Origin of the sequence: Bosea sp. (in: a-proteobacteria) (assembly GCF_023953965.1) — a bacterium.
Taxonomy (GTDB): Bacteria; Pseudomonadota; Alphaproteobacteria; order Rhizobiales; family Beijerinckiaceae; genus Allobosea.
The window spans coordinates 507,684-529,488 of record NZ_JAMLIX010000002.1; the positions used below are offsets into that span (position 1 = coordinate 507,684).

The 21,805-nt window shown below is 70.4% G+C and carries 15 protein-coding genes; 10 read left to right on the top strand and 5 right to left on the bottom strand.

Features of this window, described 5'->3' with window-relative positions; translation table 11 throughout:
* Positions 1-136: 136 nt before the first annotated feature.
* Positions 137-1,405 (top strand): crotonyl-CoA carboxylase/reductase, encoded by a 1,269-nt coding sequence (gene ccrA, locus M9917_RS17535; protein ID WP_297255825.1) that lies wholly within the window; start codon positions 137-139, stop codon positions 1,403-1,405.
* A gap of 3 nt (positions 1,406-1,408) precedes the next feature.
* On the opposite strand, the gene M9917_RS17540 is transcribed toward ccrA, so the two are convergent.
* Positions 1,409-2,977: a methyl-accepting chemotaxis protein gene (locus M9917_RS17540; RefSeq protein ID WP_297255827.1), complete on the bottom strand. Its 1,569-nt coding sequence runs from the start codon at positions 2,975-2,977 to the stop codon at positions 1,409-1,411.
* 117 nt (positions 2,978-3,094) lie between these two features.
* On the bottom strand, positions 3,095-3,667 hold the full coding sequence (locus M9917_RS17545) for a cytochrome b (protein WP_297255829.1): 573 nt from the start codon (positions 3,665-3,667) through the stop codon (positions 3,095-3,097).
* A 184-nt stretch (positions 3,668-3,851) separates the two neighbouring features.
* On the opposite strand from M9917_RS17545, the gene M9917_RS17550 reads away from it, so the two are divergent.
* Positions 3,852-4,583 (top strand): SIMPL domain-containing protein, encoded by a 732-nt coding sequence (locus M9917_RS17550; RefSeq protein WP_297255831.1) that lies wholly within the window; start codon positions 3,852-3,854, stop codon positions 4,581-4,583.
* Between the two features lie 16 nt (positions 4,584-4,599).
* Here M9917_RS17550 and M9917_RS17555 read toward each other — a convergent pair whose 3' ends face one another.
* Complete coding sequence (locus M9917_RS17555; protein ID WP_297255833.1) at positions 4,600-5,121, bottom strand: DUF4142 domain-containing protein; 522 nt, start codon at positions 5,119-5,121, stop codon at positions 4,600-4,602.
* A gap of 115 nt (positions 5,122-5,236) precedes the next feature.
* Here M9917_RS17555 and M9917_RS17560 point away from each other — a divergent pair, with 115 nt between their 5' ends.
* The 6 genes from M9917_RS17560 (at position 5,237) to M9917_RS17585 (ending at position 17,197) form a co-directional block, all read left to right on the top strand.
* Positions 5,237-5,992 carry a hydratase gene (locus tag M9917_RS17560; RefSeq protein WP_297255835.1) on the top strand — a complete coding sequence of 252 codons (756 nt, stop codon included), beginning with the start codon at positions 5,237-5,239 and terminating at the stop codon, positions 5,990-5,992.
* Between the two features lie 104 nt (positions 5,993-6,096).
* On the top strand, positions 6,097-8,109 hold the full coding sequence (locus M9917_RS17565; protein WP_297255837.1) for an autotransporter assembly complex protein TamA: 2,013 nt from the start codon (positions 6,097-6,099) through the stop codon (positions 8,107-8,109).
* Positions 8,109-12,425 (top strand): translocation/assembly module TamB domain-containing protein, encoded by a 4,317-nt coding sequence (locus M9917_RS17570; protein ID WP_297255840.1) that lies wholly within the window; start codon positions 8,109-8,111, stop codon positions 12,423-12,425. The genes M9917_RS17565 and M9917_RS17570 overlap by 1 nt, the downstream gene beginning before the upstream one ends.
* Positions 12,426-12,833: 408 nt before the next feature.
* Positions 12,834-14,186 (top strand): porin, encoded by a 1,353-nt coding sequence (locus M9917_RS17575; protein WP_297255842.1) that lies wholly within the window; start codon positions 12,834-12,836, stop codon positions 14,184-14,186.
* A gap of 344 nt (positions 14,187-14,530) precedes the next feature.
* On the top strand, positions 14,531-16,900 hold the full coding sequence (locus M9917_RS17580; RefSeq protein ID WP_297255843.1) for an OmpA family protein: 2,370 nt from the start codon (positions 14,531-14,533) through the stop codon (positions 16,898-16,900).
* Positions 16,901-16,909: 9 nt separating this feature from the next.
* Positions 16,910-17,197, top strand: a complete 288-nt coding sequence (locus M9917_RS17585; protein ID WP_297255845.1) for a hypothetical protein — start codon at positions 16,910-16,912, stop codon at positions 17,195-17,197.
* A 6-nt stretch (positions 17,198-17,203) separates the two neighbouring features.
* Here M9917_RS17585 and M9917_RS17590 read toward each other — a convergent pair whose 3' ends face one another.
* Together M9917_RS17590 and M9917_RS17595 are read right to left on the bottom strand one after the other, a co-directional pair.
* A complete protein-coding gene (locus M9917_RS17590; protein WP_297255847.1) occupies positions 17,204-18,097 on the bottom strand; it encodes an alpha/beta fold hydrolase in 894 nt (297 codons plus the stop codon).
* An 80-nt stretch (positions 18,098-18,177) separates the two neighbouring features.
* Complete coding sequence (locus M9917_RS17595) at positions 18,178-20,253, bottom strand: lytic transglycosylase domain-containing protein (RefSeq protein ID WP_297255849.1); 2,076 nt, start codon at positions 20,251-20,253, stop codon at positions 18,178-18,180.
* A 171-nt stretch (positions 20,254-20,424) separates the two neighbouring features.
* Here M9917_RS17595 and dapA point away from each other — a divergent pair, with 171 nt between their 5' ends.
* A complete protein-coding gene (dapA, locus tag M9917_RS17600) occupies positions 20,425-21,318 on the top strand; it encodes a 4-hydroxy-tetrahydrodipicolinate synthase (protein ID WP_297255850.1) in 894 nt (297 codons plus the stop codon).
* A 13-nt stretch (positions 21,319-21,331) separates the two neighbouring features.
* Complete coding sequence (gene smpB, locus M9917_RS17605; protein ID WP_297255853.1) at positions 21,332-21,805, top strand: SsrA-binding protein SmpB; 474 nt, start codon at positions 21,332-21,334, stop codon at positions 21,803-21,805.

The window sequence follows — 21,805 nt, forward strand, 5'->3', positions numbered from 1 at the left end:
ACGACGCGGAAAACGCAAGGGTTCGGCGGAATTTGTTGCGCTGCGGCGTAATTTCCTGGATTGATGATGCAGTGCAGCAAATTCCGGCGGTGGAAGCCGCGCGGGCCACGACGGACCGGAGCAGGGGGAGACGAGGATGTCGAAGTCGCAGGCCGCCGCCGGAAAGCCGCTCAAGGACCTCTACGGGCTCGATGAACTGCCGCCGCTCGGCCATGTGCCGGAGAAGATGTACGCCTGGGCGATCCGGCGCGAGCGCCATGGGCCGCCGCAGGAGAGCTTCCAGATCGAGGTGGTGCCGACCTGGACCATCGGCGAGGAGGAGGTGCTGCTCCTGGTGATGGCCGGCGGCGTCAACTACAACGGCATCTGGGCGGGGCTCGGCCAGCCGATCTCGCCCTTCGACGTCCACAAGGCGCCCTTCCATGTCGCGGGTTCGGACTGTGCCGGCGTGGTCTGGGCCGTCGGCTCCAAGGTGAGGCGCTGGAAGGTCGGCGACGAGGTCATCGTCCACTGCAACCAGGACGACGGCGACGACGAGGAATGCAATGGCGGCGACCCGATGTTCTCCCCCAGCCAGCGCATCTGGGGCTACGAGACGCCGGACGGCTCCTTCGCCCAGTTCTGCCGGGTGCAGTCGCGCCAGCTCATGCTCAAGCCGCGGCACCTCTCCTGGGAGGAATCGGCCTGTTACACGCTGACGCTGGCCACCGCCTACCGCATGCTGTTCGGCCATGCCCCGCACACGATCAAGCCGGGCGACAACGTCCTCGTCTGGGGCGCGTCCGGCGGGCTCGGCGTCTTCGGTGTGCAGCTTTGCGCGGCGTCCGGCGCCAACGCCATCGGCGTGATCTCCGACGAGACCCGGCGCGACTACGTGCTGGGGCTGGGCGCCAAGGGCGTGGTCAACCGCAAGGATTTCAACTGCTGGGGCCAGATGCCCAAGGTCAATTCGCCCGAATATGCCGAATGGACCAGGCAGGCGCGCAAGTTCGGCAAGGCGATCTGGGACATCACCGGCAAGAAGGACGTCGACATCGTCTTCGAGCATCCGGGCGAATCGACCTTCCCGGTCTCCTGCCTCGTCGCCCGGCGCGGCGGCATGGTGGTGTTCTGCGCCGGCACCTCGGGCTTCAACATCACCTTCGACGCCCGCTATGTCTGGATGCGGCAGAAGCGCATCCAGGGCTCGCATTTCGCCCATCTCAAGCAGGCCAGCGCCGCCAACCAGTTCGTGCTCGACCGGCGCATCGACCCCTGCATGTCCGAGGTCTTCCCCTGGGACAAGATCCCGATCGCCCATCACAAGATGTGGAGGAACGAGCACGCGCCGGGCAACATGGCGGTGCTGGTCTATGCCCCGCGCACGGGCTTGAGGACCTATGAGGACGTGGTCGAGGCTCTCTGAGGCTCAGGCCGAGCGGGCTTGCGAGGGAGCTTCGGCCGGGCACGCGTTGACCGATTCCATACGGTGCAGGAACTCGTCGACCGAGGTGGTCAGCGAGCCCGCGACCTCGGCCATGATCTCGGCGGCCTGGCGGGCCTTCTCGATCTCGCTCTTGGTCTCGCCTACGGCGTTGTAGGCCTGCTCGACGCGCTGCGTCGCCTGGCGGCTGTGATCGGCGGCCGAATCGATGTTGCTCGACATGGCGGCGGTCGAGGCCCGCTGCTCCTCGACCGCGGAGACGATGGCGTGGGTGACGTCGTGGACGTCGAGGACGGCCTGGCGGATCGCCTCGATCGAGCGGGTCACATTGGCGGCCGAGGCGCCGATCGCGCCGATGCGGGTGATGATCTCGTTGCTGGCCTCGGTGGTCTGGGCGGCGAGGCCCTTGACCTCGGCGGCGACGACGGAGAAGCCGCGCCCGGCTTCGCCCGCGCGGGCCGCCTCGATCGTGGCGTTGAGCGCGAGCAGGTTCGTGCGTCCGGCGATCGACTGGATCATCTCGACGATGCCGGTGATGCCCTGCATCACCGTGGAGAGCTGGGCGATGTCGGCCATGGCCGTCGCGCTGACCGAGACGGTGTCGCTAATCACCTCGCCGGCGCGATAGGTCCGCTCGCCGATGCGGGTGATCGCGTCGTTGAGATGGCCGGTGCCGGCGGCGATGGCGTCGATCTCGCCGGTTGCGCTCGCCGTCGCGTTGCGCGCCGCCCCGGCCTGGCTCGCGGTCGTTTCCGCGGTGTCGGAGAGCGAGGCCGCGCTTGCCGCGATGCCCCGGGTCTCGCGCCGGACGACCTCCTGGAAGCCTGACATGGACTGGCGGAAGGCCGCGACGATCTCCATCAGCTCCTGGTGCCGGCGGCTCGCCTCGTCGCGCTCGGCGAGCGCGATCTCCTGCAGATGGGCGCGCTCGCGGCTGCTTTCGATCGCGGCGTTGCGGCTGCGCACGGCTCCGGCCAGCGTCGCGCCATAGGTCGTGATGTGGCGGGTCATGAAGATCAGGTAGAGGGTGAGCAGCACCCCCACCGTCGTCGCGGTTCCGGAGGATTGCTGGCTGAAGGACAGGACGGCGGTCGCGGCCAGCGTGAAGCCGTAGACCTGCGCGGCGCGCGCCACCACGACGAAGCGCGTCATGCCCCCGGCGATGATGGCGGCGATCGCGAAGCCGATCGTGATGTTCTCGCTGGTATCCGCGGTCGGACCGGCGACCCAGGGCAGGGCGCCCCAGATCAGCCCGAGCGCCGGCGCGCGCAGATGCACGATCCGCACCGGCCAGGGCGAGCGTTCGTGCAGGCGGCTGCGCCACGCGGCGATGTCGAGGCACATCGACAGCGAATAGATCAGCGTGACGAGCATCCAGCCGATCAGCAACGCTTCCTGGTCGGGCCGCCACAGCATGGCCGCGATGGCGACCACCGCCGCGAAGTTGATGATGGCCGACGAGAAAGCGTTCTGCGCGAAGGAGGCGAATCCTTCGTGCTCGCTGTTCAGCAGCTCGGCGTGGCCGTCTGGGGAAGGGGGCGTGGCGCTTCGCATCGTCCAAGGCATTCAGTCGAACGTGACGTTAGTGGCGTTCCGTTGAGGAATGGTTGATGATGTGAAGCCGCCCCGTCGTTTCCCGCCGGCCATCGTCCGCGCTCGCGCGGCGGCGGGTCAGCCTTTGAGCGGACGCTGCGTCGCTTCGGGCAGCATGCGCTGCAACGTGTCGTCCTTGCGGACGAAATGGTGCCAGAGCGCCGCCAGCGTGTGCAGGCCGGCCAGCGCGATCAGCGCATAGGCCGCCCATTCGTGCCGTTCCCGGAGCGGGCGGATGACGGCGCGCGGCTCGGGCGCCTGGAGCGGGGGCAGGCTGAACAGGCCGAAATCGAAGCCCTGTCCGCGCCGGATCGCATAGATCAGCCCGATGACCGGCACGATCAGCATGAGGACATAAAGCGCCGCATGGCCGGCCCGGGCAGCCAGCGCCAGCACGGCCGGGCTTTCCGCCTGTGCCGGCATGCGGTGGGTCAGTCGCCAGCCGAAGCGGACGATGAGCAGCAGCAGGGCCGCGATGCCGGCGATCTTGTGGGTCTCGAGCGCCACGGGCTTCCAGTCCTTCGGAAAGGCATCGATGGTCAGCCCGAGCACGAAGGCCAGCGCGATCAGCGCCGCCATGAACCAGTGCAGCCTGCGGGAGACCGCGTCATAGGAGGCGCGAGCGGCGGGATGAAGCGGCAGATCGGTCACGGTTCGGGCACCCCCAGTTTAGATTGATTTTAATCTAGTGGCGGCGTGCTTCCGGCAAAAGTTAAATTTCGGTCATGATTGGCGGCCCTTGGGCGGGGCGGGCGGGGTTCGTGATAATCTCGACATCATCTCGCGCTTGGCATGGCGGGGGCCATCGATGGCCGTAGCACCGACTGGAGTCATGATGCCGTATTTCCATTCCCCTGCTTTTGCCGGAGCTGCCTTTTTCGCCGCCACCACGCTCTTCGCCATGCCGGCGGCGGCGCAGGAGCCGGCAGCCGGTCGCCCGCCGCCGCGCATCAGCGTGGCCGGGGAGGGCGAGGTCGCCGTCGCGCCGGACATGGCGATCCTCAACCTCACCGTGCTGCGCGAGGCCGAGACGGCGCGTGCGGCGCTCACCGCCAACAGCGAGGCGATGCGGCAGGTCCTCGCCGCGCTGAAGGAGGCGGGCATCGCCGCGCGCGATCTCCAGACCTCCCGCCTGAGCATCCAGCCGCACTATTCCGAGCCCGGCAAGGACCGCAACGTCCACCCGAGGATCACGGGCTACAGCGTCGGCAACACGCTGACCGTCCGGGTCCGCAACCTCGCGGACGCCGGCACCATCCTCGACAAGGCGGTCGGGCTCGGCGTCAATGCGGGCGGCGGCATCGCCTTCGTCAAGGACGATCTCGGACCGACCCTCACCGAGGCGCGCAAGCGCGCCGTCGCCGACGCGCTCGCCCGCGCCGGGACGCTGGCCGAGGCGGCCGGAGTCAAGCTCGGCCGTGTCCTGTCGATCGAGGACCATTCGACGACGCCCCAGCCGGTGCAGTTCAGCCCGATCCGGCGCATGGCGGCAGAGGCTGTGCCGCTGGAGGGCGGCGAGAACAGCTACCGGACGCAGGTCACGGTGGTCTTCGAGATCGCGCCCTGACGGAAGGCAGCGGTGTTCAAGGCGTCGCCGGCAGCGCCTGCGCCTTGCGGTCGAGCTCGCGGAACACCGGCAGGGATTGCGTGGCGAAATCCCTGAGCTCGGCATCCTCGCCCTCGCCGGCATAGCGCTCCATCAAAAGCGCGGCCTCGTGATGCGCGCTGCGCTGGGCCGCGACATAGGCCTCGTCGAAGGCGGCGCCCTGCTTGCCGGAAAGATCGCGCAGCAGGTCGAGATGGCGCGCGTCGGGGCGGTCGGGCAGGGCGACGTCGGAGCGCCTTGCGACGATGCGGCGCAAGCCGCTCGTCACCGCGCCCTGCTCGCTGGCGAGCTGATGCGCGAATTCCTTGATCGCGGGCGAGCCGCTCTTGTGCAGCGCCAGCGTCGCCGATTCGATGCCGAACATCTGGACGTTCGCCGTCTCGCGCACGAAATCCCGCGCCGGGATGGGCGCCTGCGCCAGCGCGGCCAAGGGCATCATGACGAGGCAGGCGAGGCTGGCGATGAGCGCCCTGCCGCTGCGGTGGATCGTCCGGGTCATGCTCGGGCAACCGGGCAGCGGCCGGGAGGTTCCATGGCCGCCTTGTCGCGCAAGGCCGGCTGCGATAGCAGGGCAGGGTGCGCCGCTTCCCGCATCCGGATGCCGAGGAATTCCCATGCCGACCACCGTTGAGACCCTGCGCGATGCGCTGGTGAAGGCTCGCCGCGAGCGCTCGCTCGCCGGGATCGCGCCCCTGCCGGTGCCGGAGACGCTGACCGAGGGCCACGCCGTGCAGGCGGCGGTGGGCGCCGCGCTCGGCCTTGCCGAAGCGGGCTGGAAGGTCGCCATCGCCGCGGATGGCACCCCGGTCGCCGGCCTGATGCCGGGGCCATGGCTTGAGCCGGCCGACGTCTACGAGGGCGCGGCCGGCGCGGAGCTGCGCATCGAGATCGAGATCGGGCTCAGGCTGTCCCGCGACGTGCCGCTGCGCCCGGGGCGGCCCTGGTCGCGCGCCGAGTTCATCGCCTGCTGCGACAAGGCTTTCCTCGGCATCGAGATCATCGAGAGCCGCCTCGCCGACTGGTCCGGCAAGGTCGCCTTTCCGCTCTGGCTCGCCGATGCGATGGGCCATGGCGGCTATCTCGTCGGCCCTGAGATCGATATCGCCGCGCTGGACGATCCGAGCCGGCTCGGCTGCTTCATTTCGCTCAACGGCGAGACGCTCTACGACCGGCCGGCGGTCCATGGCAACGGCGATCCGATGGTGCCGGTCCTCGCCTGGGCCAACCGCGCGGGCGACGATCTGGGCTCGCTTCGGGCCGGGCAGATCGTGACCACGGGCAGCCTCTGCGGCGGTGTGCTCGCGCCCGGCAAGGGCGAGGTGGTGGCCAGGCTTTCGCCGCTCGCGGCGGTGACCTTGACGCTTCGTTAACGGGATCGGGCGTTGCCTTGAGGATTGCACGGGCTGGCTCGCTGCTTATGATGGCGGCGGGCAGACTGGTTTCGATTGCGTGGCTGGGGTTGCTTGGAGGGTAGATGCGGTTCTGGTGTCGGGTGGGGCATGCGGTCGCGCTGGGCGGCGGCTATGCGCTCGCCGCGCTGCTGAGCCTGCAGGCCGCCCCTGCCCGGGCTTTCGACCTGTCGTCGCTCGACGTCTTCGGCCTCTTCACCAAGAAGGACGAGCCGCCGGCGCCGAGCGCCTCGACCTTGCCCTACAGGCTCGAATTCGATCTCGGCGAGGCCGAGAACGCCAAGGCGCTGACGCGCTCGCTGCAGGATGCCTCGCTGCTCTATCGCCTGCGCCAGGACGCTCCCCCCGACGGCGAGACGCTGTCGCGCCGGATGGCGAGCGATCTGAACCCGATGCTCGATGCGCTCTGGTCGCAGGGCTATTTCAACGCCGACCTCGAGATCGTCGTCGACGGCGCCACGCTCAGCGTCGGGGCCGAGCCCAATGCCGCGCTGGTCAGGGCGCTGGAGGCGCATCGCAACCGCGAGCCCGTGCCGATCACGGTCAAGGCCCGGCCGGGCAGGGTCTTCGAACTGCGCAAGATCGAGGTCGTCGAGCGTGACGAGGCCGGCCCCCCCGCGATCGCCGATCCGCTCAGGGTCTCGCGGCTGAACGCGGGCGACCCCGCCACCGCCGCGGCGCTGAGGGCCGCGCAGGCCGCGCTCGTCGACCATATGCGCGCGCAGTCGCGCCCGCTCGCCAGGGTCGTCGAGCTCAGGCCCGTGGTCGACCACGCCGCCGGCATCATGGACGTGACCTATGTGCTGGCGCCCGGCCCGCTCGCCGGCTTCGGCGAGATCGCGATCGGCCAGACCGACGAGATCCCGCCGGAGGTGGTGCGCTCCTTCATCTATCTCGAGCCGGGCGATCCCTATTCGCCCAAGGCGCTGGCCGATACGCGCCGCTCGATCGCGACGATCCCCGCCATCGGCTCGGTGCGCATCCGCGAGGGCGAGAAGCTCGATGGCGCCGGCAACCTGCCGATCTTCGTCGAGGTGACCGAGCGGCCCAAGCGCCTGCTCGGCTTCTCGGCCCGCTACTCGACCATCGACGGCCCGGCGGTGAAGACCTACTGGGAGCACCGCAACCTGTTCGGCGGCGCCGAGCGGCTGCGGCTGGAGGCCGGCATCTTCTTCGCGCCGCGCATCGACGGCACCAAGATCCAGCGCTTCGGCGACTTCAAGGAATCCGATATCGGCGGCCGCTTCGCCTTCAGCTTCATGAAGCCGGCGCTCGGCGGCAGCCGCAACGACTGGCTCCTCGACGGCGTCGCGACGCGCGAGCGCGTCGGCATCAACCGCTATGGCGGCTACACCGCCCGCTACGGCAACCTCGCCACCGCGATCCGCCACCGCTTCAGCGACACCTTCTCGGTGCAGGGCGGCATCGAGGTCGAGCGCGGCCAGACCAGCGACGTGCTGGGGCAGGTGACCTATACGCTGGTCGGCGTCCCGCTCTCGGTGAAATACGATTCCACCGACAGCCTGCTCGACCCGACGCGCGGCTTCCGCGCCACGGCCTCCTTCACGCCCTATCCGAGCTTCCTCGGCTCGACGGTCGGGATCTACCAGACCAAGGCGTCGCTCTCGGCCTATTTCGCGCTCGACGAGGATGCGCGCTACGTGCTCGCCGGCCGCGTCGGCTTCGGCTCGATCTCCGGCGCTGGCCTCGGCGAGATCCCGGCGACGCGGCGCTTCTATGCCGGCGGCGGCGGCTCGGTGCGCGGCTATGCCTATCGCAGCCTCTCGCCGCTCGGGCCGTTTAACCAGCTCACCGGCGGGCGCAGCCTGCTTGAAGCCTCGCTGGAGGCGCGGATCAAGGTCACCGACACCATCGGCATCGTGCCCTTCTTCGATGCCGGCACCGCCTTCGAGACGAGCCTGCCGGACGGCAAGGAGAGGCTGCGCATGGCCGCTGGCCTCGGCCTGCGCTACTATACCGGCATCGGGCCGATCCGGGTCGACGTCGCGGCCCCGCTCAACCCGCGCAAGGGCGACCGGCCTGCCGCGCTCTATGTCAGCATCGGGCAGGCCTTCTGATGCGCCGGCTCCCGACCCTTCCCCGTCTCGCGCTTTTCGCGCTGCTGCTGACGGCGGGCTTCCTCGTCTCGGCCCATCTCAGCGGCTTCGCCCAGAACGCCGAGACCGATCGCGGCATCGTCGCCGACCTGATCTCGCGCGCCCTGTCGAGCGAGACGAGCCAGGTCTCGATCGGCGCTGTCGACGGCGCGCTCTCCTCCAATGTCGAGATCCGCGACATCGTGCTCTCCGACCGCGACGGGGCCTGGCTCAGGCTCGACCGTGTCCGCCTGGTCTGGACCCGCAGCGCCCTGCTGCTGCGCCGGCTCGACGTCGACCGGCTCGAGATCGGCAAGCTCGAGGTCCTGCGCCGGCCCGCGCAGCAGCCGGCAGGCGCTGCTCCGCGCGGCAACGAGCCGATCCTGCCCGAGCTGCCGCTCAAGGTCATCATCCGGGCGTTCCAGCTCAACGAGTTCGCGCTGGGCGAGCCGGTTCTCGGCGTCGCCGCCAGGCTCGGCGCCTCCGGCGCGGCGCGGCTGGGCCCGCCCAATGAGGGGCTCGACCTCAAATTCGAGGCGAAGCGCCTCGACATGGGCGGCCTCTTCGACGTCACCTTGTCCTTCGTGCCGGAGAGCACGCGCCTTCAGCTCGCCGCCAAGCTCGACGAGCCGGCCGGCGGCCTGATCTCGAAGGTCGCCGGGCTGCCCGGCGAGCCGCCGGTGACGCTCGATCTCAAGGGCGACGGCCCGCTCGATTCCTTCAGCTCCAGCCTCGTCTTCACCGCCGGCCCGACGATCGGCGCCGAGGGCTCCGCCACGCTCGCCCGCGCCGGGGCAGAGCGTGAGCTCGCGCTCGGGCTCGACGCCCGCATCGAGGGGCTGATGCCGCCGCCCGCCGCGCCGGTCTTCGCCGGCTCGACCCGGCTCGACGGCTCGGTCGCCTTCGCCGACGGCGGCGGCGTCGACATCCGCAAGCTCGCGCTGGTCTCGGCCCTGGCGCGGCTCGACGTTCTCGGCCGCTACAACCCCGACAGGACGCTCGACCTGCGCGTCACCGCGGCCGCCCGCCCCAATGCGGAAGGCCGCACGGTCACCGCCGGCACCGAGATCGGCAAGCTCGCCTTCGACGCGACGATCCGCGGCCCGCTCGCCGGACCGACCATCGCCGCGCGGCTCGATGCCGAGGAGCTGAAGCTCACGGTCGGGCGCTTCGGCAAGGTCGCGCTCGCCTTCGACGCCAGGCCGAGCGGCACCATCGGCGAGCCCGGCACCGTGATCGCGCTCACCTCCGACGGCGAGGCGAGCGGGATCGCGCTCGCCGACAAGGCGCTGGCGCGCGCGGTCGGGGACAAGGTCGGCTTCACCCTGCGCGGCGCCGGGCAGGACGACGGCACCGCCGATTTCGAGACGTTGAAGCTCGCCATGTCGGGCGTCGCGCTCGATTATCGCGGCAAGCTCGGCCGGGCGCGCATGCTCGGCCGGCTCCAGGCGGCGCTGCCCGACCTCGCCCGGCTGAGTGGGCTGGCCGGCCGACCGCTCGCGGGCCAGGCTGAGATCGGTGCCGATCTCGACGCCACGCCCCGCCAGAACAATTACAAGGCGACGCTCACCGGCCGGGCCGAGCGCCTCTCGACCGGCGAAGCCGCCCTCGACCGCCTGCTCGCCGGCAAGCTGACGCTGGCCGGCCGCGTCGAGGCGCTCGCCGGCGACTACACCGTGAGCGGCCTCGACGTCGCCGGCGAGCACGCCGCCTTCACGGCGGACGGCGCGATCGGCCGGCAGCAATCCGATCTGAAGCTCGCGCTGAAGCTGCCCGATCTGAAGCGCGCCGATCCGCGCCTCTCCGGCCGCGGCGACGTCACCGCCAACATCACCGGCCCGCAGAACAGGCTCGACGCCACGGCCCGCATCGCCGTCGCCAACGCGACCGCGCTCGCCCGGCCGATCCCGCGCCTGACGATCGATGCCGTGGCCAAGGACCTGCAGGGCGCGCTCGACGCCAGCCTCACCCTCGCCGGCGAGGTCGATTCCAGGCCGGCGACCGGCTCGCTGCATCTCGCGCGCCAGCCCGATGACGGCTGGAACCTCTCGACGCTGGATTTCGCCCTCGGCTCCGTCCGGCTGAACGGCAATCTGACGCTCGATCCGGCGAGCCTGGCGGCCGGGCGCCTGACGCTCGCCGCGCGCAATCTCGACGATCTCTCCGCGCTCGCGCTGACGAAGCTCGGCGGCGAGCTCGACGCCGATATCGTGCTGGCGGCCCCGGAGGGCCGGCAGGACATCGACCTGACCGCGCGGGGCTCGCGGCTCGCCGGCCCGTCGCTCAGCATCGACAAGCTCGACGCCCGCGCCAAGGGTCGCGACATCCGCGGCCGCCCGATGCTCGATGCCGCCATCGCCATCGACCGTGCCGTCGTCGGCGGCGAGGCGATCAGCGCCATCCGCTTCGATTCGCAAGGCGCGCCCGAGGCCAGCGCCTTCACGCTTTCCGCCAACGCCCGCGGCTTCGCGCTGAAGGGCGCCGGCCGCCTCGTTCCGGGCGAGCCGCTGAAGCTCGAGCTTGCCTCCTTCGACGCCCGCCGCGACGGCCGGGCGATCACGCTCGCGAAACCGGCGACCTTCAGCTTCCCGGCCACGGGCGTCGAGATCGCGGGCCTCGCGCTCTCGGTCGACCGGGGCCGGATGACGCTCGACGGCCGCGCCGGCGAGACGCTCGACCTGCGCTTCGCCGCCCGCGACGTGCCGCTCTCCGCCGCCAGCATCGCCGTGCCCGGCTTGAGGCTCGGCGGCACGCTGAACGCGGAGGCCGAGATCAGGGGCCGGCCGGGCGATCTCTCCGGGCCGTGGAAGCTCAGGATCGCTGGGTTCGCCACGCCCGAGACCCGGCAGGCCGGCCTGCCGCCGGCCGAGATCCGGGGCGAGGGCGCGCTGAGGGGCGATGCGACCAGCGTCTCCGCCACCGTCAACGCGGGGAAGGGCGCGAGCCTGACGCTGCGCGGCACCGCCCCGCTCGACGCGTCCGGCCCGCTCGATCTTGCGGCGCAGGGCCGCCTCGACGCCACGCTCGCCAACGCCATGCTGGGGGCGGGCGGGCAGCGTGTCACCGGAACGGTCGCCCTCGACATGCGCGCCGGCGGAACCGCTTCCGCCCCGCGCCTCAGCGGCACCGCGACCCTGACCGGCGGCAGCTTCACCGACGCCCTGCAAGGCATCCGCCTCACGGCGATCGAGGCACGCATCGCCGCCAATGGCGACAACCTGACGATCGAGCGCGCCTCCGCCCGCACGCCGAACGGCGGCACGATCTCCGCGAGCGGCCAGGTCCGGGTCGATCCGGCGGCCGGCTTCCCCGGCCAGATCCGGATCCGGGGCGATCGGGCCCAGCTCGTCTCCAGCGGGCTGGTGACCGCGGTCGCGGGGCTCGATCTCGAGGTTTCCGGCCCGTTGGCGCAGCGCCCGCGCCTCGCCGGCCGGATCGATATCGCCTCGCTCGAGGTCTCGGTGCCCGACCGCCTGCCGGCGACGCTCCGGCCGGTCGACGGGATCAGGCACGTCAATGCGCGCGGCACCGCCGCTGCCCGGCTTGCCGCGCAGCGCAGGGCCGACAAGGCGAGGGCGGGCCGCCGCGCCGGGCCGGCCTTCGACGCGGCGCTCGCCTTGACCGTTTCCGCGCCGGCCCGCGTCTTCATCCGCGGCCGCGGCATCGATGCCGAGCTCGGCGGCGAGATCCGCGTCGGCGGCACCTCCTCGGCGCCGGTGCTCGATGGCGGCTTCGAATTGCGCCGCGGCCGGCTCAGCGTCCTGACCCAGCGGCTCGATTTCAGCCGCGGCCGGCTGACCTTCGCCGGCGGGCTCGTTCCCGAGCTCGATTTCATCGCCCGGACCGCCGCCGGCAACGTCACAGCCCAGGTCGCCGTCAGCGGCCCGGCCGACCAGCCGGTCTTCGCCTTCACCTCCCAGCCCGAGCTGCCGCCGGACGAGGTTCTGTCGCGGCTGCTCTTCGCCCGCGCCTCGGGCTCGCTGTCGCCGTTCCAGGCGCTGCAGCTTGCCCAGGCGGCGGCGCAGTTCGCCGGGGGCGGCGGCGACGACACCTTCGAGCGGCTGCGCAGGTCGCTGGGCGTCGACAATCTCGACATCCAGATGGGGGCGGGCGGGCCGACGGTCGGCGCCTCGCGCTATATCAGCGACAACATCTCCGTCGGCGTGAAGGTCGGCTCCAAGCCCGAGGACAGCGGCGTCTCGGTCGGCGTCGATGTGACGAAGCGCCTGAAGCTCCAGGCCGAGACCGGCGCGGACGGCAGCGCCGCGGTCGGAATCGGGGCCGAGTGGGAATACTGAACCGGCCCGTCCGCCGGCGAATCCGGCGTCACGGATTCGGCGCCGGACCCGGTTTCCGGAGCTGCGATTCCCCGCCGATGCAAGCCGAAAGACCCCTGCGCCGCCCGGTTGCGGTTAATGCCCGGTAAATTTCGAAGGTGAAAGCGTGACCTGCCTGCAACACCGGGTTCCAAAGCACCCCCGCGGCGGCTTCGGAGGGCGGATCGTGGTTGATCGGCGAGGCGGCTTTCGTATGGTGGAAATGCGTCGGGACGTTCCCGGTCGCTGTTTTTCGCCTTCGCCTCCGAAATAGGTCGGTGACGCAGGCGAAAGACCGGGAACAGGCAGGTTCTGCGATCAGGCTAGAAAGCTTGGGGCGGGGGGCAGGCTGAAGCCCGAGGGTCTCGAAACTCTTTTGGAGGTTACCAAATGAAGCTCGTCAAGAGCCTCCTCCTCGGTTCCGCCGCCGGCATCGCCGCGGTCGCCGGGGCTCAGGCCGCCGACCTTCCCTCGCGGAAGGCCGCTCCGGTCGAATACGTTCGTGTCTGCTCCGCCTTCGGCGCCAGCTTCTTCTACATCCCCGGCACCGATACCTGCCTTCGCATCGGCGGCCGCGTCCGCGGTGAGTACACCTTCGGTGAGCGTTGGAACGCTGGCCAGGATTCGTACGGCACCCGCGTCCAGGGCCGCATCTTCGTCGATGCGCGCAACCAGACCGCCTACGGCACGCTGCGCACCTTCGTCCGCTTCGACGGTAACACCCGCACGGGTTCCTACCGTTATGGCGGCCTGAACGCCGGCGCCAACATGTTCAACGCCGTCCCCGGCACCGCTGACCCGACCCCGTTCCTCCTCGAGACGGCGATCGTTCAGTTCGGCCCGCTGACCGCTGGTAAGATGCAGTCGTTCTATTCGTTCTACGCGAACGATATCGGCTTCAGCAGCCTGCGCACCTCGGACCGCAACACCAACCTGCTCGCCTACACCGCCACCTTCGGCAGCGGCTTCAGCGCCACGATCTCGCTCGAAGACCCCTCGACGACGGCTCGTCGCGGCGGCCGCTTCGTCAACGGCGCCGTGGTTGCCAACCCTGCCTTCCGTGGCATGACCTATCCTGACGTCGTCGCCTCGCTGCGCGTCGACCAGGGCTGGGGTTCGGCTCAGTTGTCGGCCGCCATCGGCGACCGTGGCCTGTATGTCTCGCCGTGGGGCCCGGCCGTCGCTGGCCTCGCTGCCGGCTCCAAGAAGGATGAGATGGGCTGGGCGATCCAGGCCGGCGTGAAGCTCAACCTGCCGATGATCGCCGCTGGCGACACCCTGTGGCTGCAGGCCGGCTACGCCGACGGCGCGATCGAGTATCTCGGCGCCGCTGGTGGCACCGCGGTCGGCTTTGGCCGTCTGCCTGCCTACGTCCCGGTCAACTTCGGCTGGAACGCGTTCGGCAACTTCAAGGCGACGACGGGCTTCAACCTGGTTGCGGCGTTCCGCCACTTCTGGACCCCGCAGATCCGTTCGGACTTCATCGGTTCGTATGCGGCTCTCAAGACGAACGACGGTGTCGGCGTCCTCAAGTCGATCGATCCGAAGGAGCTGATCCTCGGCGCCAGCTTGGTGTGGATGCCGGTTGCCGGCCTCGACATCGGTGTCGAAGTCCTCTACTCGCGCATGGAGTACGGTGCGCGCGTGATCGATGCCAAGTCCGCCATCCTCGGCGTCAACGCCCGCACGATCAAGTCGGACGACGCTTGGGCCGGCCGTCTGCGCATCCAGCGCGACTTCTGATCGGTTTCCGATCTCTGGTCAGGAAGCCCCGGGGAAACCCGGGGCTTCTTTTTTTGATACAGGGCGCCTCGGGAAACCGGGGCGTCCGTTTCCATATCGCGGGAGGCCCCGGTTTCCGGTGCCTGTTTTTCATGTGGGTTGTCCGGCTTGGCTGTTGACGGCGGCCTGTTGTCCAGCCTGATCTGGCATGGGTGTTCGCGCCACCGTCCCGCAAGGCGGCGGCTCGCGGGCGCCCGACGAATCGATTCCGCGGATCGCCCGGCAAGCCTTCGAGAAGCGAGGACGGTCCGGATAGGGGGACAGCTGCGCCCGATCGCGAATCGGGGCGGAGCGGGGGGCGGTGCATGTCTCAGCCGGCGCGTTGGCTCTGGGGGCTGGTTCCACTGGCTTTGTTGTGGGGAGCCGGGAACTTCGCGCTCGATTCCGCGATCGAGCAGGATGTCGGCCGGCGGGCCGAACGGGCCGTGGCGGCGGTGGCCGGCACGATACCGGGCGCCCGCCCCGTGGTGGCCGAGGTCGACGGCCGCGACGTCACCATCGGTGGCGAGGTCCTCTCCTCCGACGGGGCGACCAAGGCGATGGCCCGGCTGCAGGGCGAATTCGGCGTGCGCAGGACGCTCGGCGGATTGTCGCAGGTGGTCGCCCAGAAGCCCTATTCCTGGTTCGCCGGCCGCCAGGGGAACACGGTGACGCTTGGCGGCTTCGTGCCCGATCTCGAGACCGCGGCGGCTAACCTGGCGGCGGCTTCGGCGGCCCTGCCGGGCTTGGCGGTCGACGACCGCCAGACCGTCGCCTTCGGTGCGCCGGAGGGGTTCGCCGCCATGGCGGCGGCGATGATCGCCGAATTGCCGAAGCTCGCCTCCGGCAGGGCCGCCCTCGACGATGGCCGCTTCTGTATCGAGGGGAAGGCCGCAAGCCCCGATTCCTTTCTGGAACTCGAGACGGCCAGCGTGCGGGCGCAGCGGCCGGGCTTCAGCGCCGTCGCCTGCGATCTCGAGCCGCCGAGCGTGACGCCCTATCGCTGGAGCGCCGAGCGCGAAGCCGGCGGCGGGCTCACCCTGCGCGGCTTCTATCCCGACCGCGAGACGCGCGAGCAGATGCTGGCGGCGGTGCGGCAGGCTTTCGGGGCAGCGGCAGCGCTGCGTGACGAGATGAAGCCGGCGCTCGGCGCACCCGCGACCTTCCTGGCGAAGGTCAGGCGCGCGGTCGCGGATCTGGCGCGGCTTCGCGAGGGCAAGGCCGAGATCGAGGGCGATGCCCTGACGCTCGCCGGAAATGGCCCGCAGGATTACGAGGCGTGCGAGGCGCTGCGCCGTGATGTTGCCCGGACGGACGCTCCGGTGACGCGGGCCACGATCGATTGTCCGCCGCCTCCGCCGCCACCGGTGCCGGTCGTGGTTCCGCTGCCGGAGGTGCCGGGGCTGATCCTGGACGATGTCCTGCCCGCGCCGCCGCAGCCGGAAAGCGCAGCGGCGCCTGCCGAAGCGCCTCCCGCGCCGCCCGCACCCGCTGCCGAGCCTCCGGCGCCCCCCGCGCCTCAACCGGTCACGCCGCCGGCGGCCGCTGTGCCGGTGGAGGCGCCGCGCCCGGCCGTGCCTGTGAACTGGAGCGCGGTGCGCGGCGAAGGCGGCGTGCGGCTGGACGGGATGCTGCCGGACGAGGCGCTCCGCGCCGAGGTTCTCGGCCTGGCGCGCGGCCATTTCGGGGCGGCCGTCGAGGATCGCATGATGATCGAGCCGGCGCTGCGTTCCGATATCGATCTGCGCGCTTCCACCGCCTTCGCGCTCGATGTGCTGTCGAAGCTGAAGGCCGGCTCGGTGACGATCCGGGACAAGGCTTTCGCGATGGCCGGCGAGGCCGCGGATGCCGCAAGCCTTCAGGCCCTGCGCGATCTTCTGGCGCGCGGCGCTCCCGCCGGGCTTGCGCTGCCCGAGGAGGGGCCCGGCGCTGTCGTCGTCCGGCCTTACGGCCTTTCCCTGTCGGTCGATCGCGGCGGCCTCAGCCTCTCCGGCTATCTGCCGGACGAGGCGACGCGGGCCGCCTTGCGCGCGGCGGTCGCCGAATCGCCGCTGAAGGATCGCCTCGACGACGCAACGATCCTGGTTCCGGGCAGCCCGGCCGGCTTCGGCGCGGCGGCCCGCACCGTCCTCGCCGACCTGCTGCGGCTGGATATGGGCTCCGCCTCGGTGGTGGACGATCGTGTCACGCTGCGCGGACTGACCTGCCGCGAACTGATCAAGAGCGAGATCGAGACCAGCGCCGCCACCGGCCTGCCGCCGGGCTTCACGGCCGATGCGGTCATCGGCCTGCGCCAGACCGGCTGCGTGGTCGTTTCCGCGGCGACCTGCCAGAGCGATCTCGACCGGCTGACGACGCGCAATACCGTGCTGTTCGGCCAGGCAACCGCAGTCCTCGAAACAGACCCCGAGACGGACCGGGTCATCGGCGAGGCCGCTTCCATCCTGAAGCAGTGCCCGGCTTCGGCGGTGGTGATCGAGGGCCACGCCAACCGCGACGGCGAGCGGCGCGGCTACGACAACATGGACCTGTCGCTCCGCCGGGCCCAGCACGTGCGCGACGAGCTGGTGCGGCGCGGCATCGAGCCGGGCCAGCTTTCGGTCCGGGGTTTTGGCAGCACCCGCCCGCTGGTGACCTACGAGACGCCCGAGGCCCGGGCGATGAACCGCCGTGTGCAGTTCACCGTGGCGAAATAGGAGGCTGCCATGCTCTATCTCGCCAGCCAGTTCCTCTGGTTCCTGCTCGCCGCCTTCGGGCTCGGCTTCGCCATGGGCTGGATCAGCCATGACGGCGGCAAGGCCCGCTTCTGGAGCGGCGGCTGGAGCGCCGTCGCCGCGCTCTGGATCGCCGGCGCCGCCCTGAGCTGGCTCCAGCTCCTGAACGGCGCGACCGCGACCTGGGTCGAGACGGGGCTTCTGTTCGCCGGCGCCTATTGGCTGGGCTGTGTCTGCGCAAGCCTGCTGCGCAGGCCGGCCGGGCGTCCGGGAGCCTGAGCCGGATCAGCCGGCGCGGCGCTCGGCCCGCGCGATCAGCCTGGCGATCCGCCGGATCATGTCGGTGGAGCCCAAAAGCGGGGCGTGGCCCTGGCCCGGCGTGGTGAAGATCTCGCAATCGGGGTGGCGTTCGGCCATCTCGTGCAGGGTCTTGTCGGCCAGGAGATCGGAATTGGCGCCGCGGATCGCGAGCAGCGGCACGCCGTTCAGCGCATCGAAATAAGGCCAGAGCACCGGCAGGGGCGCCTCGAGGTCGAGTTCTTCCAGCACCTTCATCAGCTTGGCGTCGTAATCGGGCCGGAGCGGCCCGTCTCGATCCGTCCAGGTCCGGCGCGCCATCATCTCCCATTCCGCATCGTTCAGGATCGGGAACTGCTGGTCGGAGAGCCGCTTGAGGATCTCGGCGCCTTCCTGGAAGCTGCGCGGCACCGGCAGCTTGCCGACATAGCCGCGGATGCGCAGCAGGCCGCGCGCGTCGATCACCGGTCCGACATCGTTGAGGACGGCGCCGCGAATCATCGCCGGCCGGGCCGCCGCCAGCGCCATGGTCAGCAGGCCGCCGCGCGAGGTGCCGACGAAGACGGCCTGCTCGATGCCGCTGGCGACCAGCGCCTGGATCATGTCGTCGAGCTCGATGCGGATCTCGTAATTCTTCCAGTCCGGGTCGTAGGCGGACAGGCCCCGCCCGCGATAGTCGAGAGCCAGCACGCGGCGCGGCCGGGCCTCGTCCTCGGCGATCGCGCGTGCGAGCTCGTGGAAATCGGCGGCGGTGCGGGCAAACCCCGGCAGGCAGACGACCGGCAGCGCCGTGGCCTCGAGCGGGCCGTAGTCGCGCAGGTGAAGCCTGAGCCCGTCGCCGGCGTTGACGAAGCGGGAGGAGAAACCGGATTCGGGCGGCATGATGGACTCAAAAGGAGGCAAGGGGAGCGCAGCTAACCATGGCGGGAGCGGGGGCGAAAGCGGGCGGGCCGACCGCCGGCTCACTCGCGCCTGCCGCCGCGCTTCAGGTCGTAATCGATCAGATAGGCGGTGCGCTGGTTCAGCCGCTCGCGATAGACCTGCAGGTTCTCCATCACGCGCTGGACGTAGTTGCGCGTCTCGGAGAAGGGGATGCGCTCTACCCAGTCGACGGCGTCGACTTGCTGGTCGCGCGGGTCGCCATAGGCGGCGATCCATTTCTTCACGTTCGGCGAGCCGGCATTGTAGGCGGCGAAGGTCAGGATATAGGAGCCGCGCCACTCCTTCAGCAGGTCGTTGAGATGGGCGGCGCCCATCCGCGCCGCATAGAGCGCATCCTGGCCGAGCTTCTGCCAGTCGAAGGGTAGCCCCGCGCGCCGTGCCGTCTCGCGCGCCGTCGCCGGCATCATCTGCATCAGCCCGCGCGCGCCGGCATGCGACATCGCGGTCGGATCGAAGGCGCTTTCCTGCCGGGCGATGGCGTGGACGATCGCCCGCTCCATCGGGTCGCCGAGCACGTCGAACTCCGGCACGCCGTCGGTCGGATAGGCTGCCATGTCGAGCGGGAAGCCGCGTTGCAGCGCGGCCTTGCCGATGCGCAGCAGGGCGCGCGCATCGCTCTCGCGCCGGGCGATGGCCGCGATCGCCTCCAGCGCCTCGGTGCTGTGCAGGCGCTGCGCCAGCTCGTTCAGCATCAGCGTGGCGAGGTCGCGCTCGCCGATATGGTAGAGCAGGCGCAGCGCCTTGTGCCCCGGCAGCGTGTCGAGCCCGGCCGCCGCCGTGCGCCTGAGCTTCAGGCCGGGAAGGCTGAGCTTCGCCCGCGCCAGCTGCCCGTAATAGGCGACCGGATGCTCCGCCGCCCGGCCGAAGGCGGCCCGGGCCTCCTCGGCCTCGCCCAGCTCCTCATGGGCGCGGCCCTGCCAATAGGCGGCGCGCGCGACCGAGATCGGCGTCGCCGCGATGCTTGCCGCCGTGTCGAAATGCTTCAGCGCGACATCCGCCTTCTTCAGGAAGCGCAGCGCGATGAAACCGGCATGCCATTCCGCCTCGATCCGCTCGGCCGCATCCTCGGCGCCGTGCCCGGCCGCGACCTCATAGGCCTTCTGCGGCTCATTGGCATCGAGAAGCTTGCGCGCGATCAGGCGCCGCTCCTCCCACCAGCCGTCGCCGTCGCCGAGCAGGGCCGGATCGCGCGGCACGGGGCTGAGCGCCTTCACCGCATCGTCGAGCCTGTCGGCCCGGCGTGCCTGCTGGGCCTGGAGGAAGGCGAAGGAAACGTCGCCGCGCACCGAAGCCGGCACGGCCGCGATCAGCTTCTCCGCAATCGGCCGGCGCGCTTTGGCGCTGGCGAGCCGGGCCCTGGCCAGCACGAGGTAATCGGCCGAAACGCGGGCGGCGTTGCGCAAGGCCGATTCGCCGTTGCCGCGGAACAGGAAGCGCTCGGCCCGCAGGCGGTGATCGTCCCGGATCAGAGCGCTCTCGAACGCCTTGAGCACGATCTTTTCGAGCGCCTGCCCGAAAGCATCCTGGCGCCATGTCCGGCGGATGAGGGCGATCGCCTCCTCGCTCCGGCCTTCGTCCCGGAGCGCGAGCGAAAGCGCGATCCGCCCGGCCGGGGAGAGCGGTTCATGACCCTGGAAGAAAGCGCGGACGACGGCCGGGCTCTTCTTCTCGGCGATCAGCGCCTCCTCGGCGCGGCGCCGGAAGCGGGTCGTCGCCGGGTGGTTCGGATGCTCGCGCAGGAAGGCCTCGATCCGTGCGAAGGGGACGCTGCCGGCATTGGCGTAGATCGCCACCCATTCGAGCAGGGAGCGGGCGGCCCTGTCGTCGATGCGCTGGGCGAGATCGTCGCCGGCACTGAGCGCACCGCGGCGATAGGCGCTGACCGCCGCCTTCACGGCCTGTGGATCGGCGGCGGTCTCGGCCTTGAGCGCGTCGGTCGGGTAGGGCGGCAGCGCGCCCGTCGTCTCGACGTCGACGGGCATGACGAGCGCAGGCGGGCTCGCGGGCGGGCCGTCCTCGTCCGCCCGCGCCGGCGAGACGCCGAGCAGGGCGGGCAGCAAGAGGCCGATCAGTCTCGCGGTGGCGGGCGAGGCCATGGCGGGGCTCCGATCTCGGGCGGACATCGTGCGATGGTCGGGGAAGGGCGTTTAAGAAGGTTTAACCATGAGGCCACGGATTTTCATCGGCTTCCGGCTTTGCCTTGGCGGGGCGACGGTTTATGTGTGGCGGCCTTGCAACCCGCCTTTTCGCCTTCAGGATCGCCGCTCATGACCAAGCAGATTGCCCTTTCCGGCTCGATGCCCGCTCTGGTCACGCCGTTCAAAGCCGGCAAGATCGACGAGGAAGCGCTGCGCGCGCTGGTCGACTGGCAGATCGGCAGCGGCTCGACCGGGCTCGTGCCCGTAGGCACCACCGGCGAAAGCCCGACGCTGTCCCATGACGAGCACAAGCGCGTCGTCGAGATCGTCGTCGGCCAGAACAAGGGCCGCGTCCCGGTCATCGCCGGCGCGGGCTCCAACAGCACCGCCGAGGCGATCGACCTCGCTGTCCATGCCGAGAAGGCCGGTGCCGACGCCGTGCTGGTGGTGACGCCCTATTACAACAAGCCGACCCAGGAGGGCATGTACCGGCACTTCAAGGCGGTGAACGATGCGATCGGCCTGCCCATCATCATCTACAACATCCCGCCGCGCTCGGTGGTGGACATGTCGGTCGAGACGATGGCGCGGCTCTACGAGCTGAAGAACATCGCCGGGGTGAAGGACGCCACCGCCAATCTCGCCCGCGTCTCGCAGCAGCGCCACGCCTTAGGCGCGGATTTCATCCAGCTCTCGGGCGAGGACATGACGGCGCTCGCCTACATGGCGGCCGGCGGCCATGGCTGCATCTCGGTCGTCGCCAATGTCGCGCCGCGCCTCTGCGCCGATCTGATGGAGGCCGTGCGGAAGGGCGATTTCGCCGGGGCGCTCAAGGTGCAGGACCGGCTGGTGCCGCTGCATGACGCCGTCTTCAAGGAGCCGGGCCTGGCCGGCGCCAAGCATGGGCTGACCCTGCTCGGCCGCGTCGAGGAGGAGATCCGCCTGCCGCTCCTGCCGGTGACGCCGGCGACGGGCAAAATCATTCGCGAGGCGATGGTTTTCGCCGGGCTGCTCAATGCCTAGATAGATAAGCGGCATGAAGAAACCCGATCCGGAGCGCTATCGCCTCGCGGCCGACAACCGCAAGGCGCGCTTCAATTACGAGATCAAGGAGACGATCGAGGCCGGCCTTGCCCTGCAGGGCACGGAGGTCAAGTCGCTGCGCGGCGGCCGGGCGACGATCGGCGAGAGCTATGCCGGCCCGATGGGCGACGAGCTCTGGCTCTTCAACTCCTACATCCCGGAATATCTCGAGGCGAACCGCTTCAACCACGAGGTTCGCCGGCCGCGCAAGCTCCTGCTGCATCGCCGCCAGATCAACAAGCTGATGGGCGCGATCCAGCGCGAGGGCTTCACCGTGATCCCGCTCAAGGTCTATTTCAACGAGAAGGGCCGGGCGAAGATCGAGCTCGGCCTCGGCAGGGGCAAGAAGCTGCACGACAAGCGCGAGACCGAGAAGACCCGCGACTGGAACCGCGACAAGCAGCGGCTGTTGAAGACGGGCGGGTAG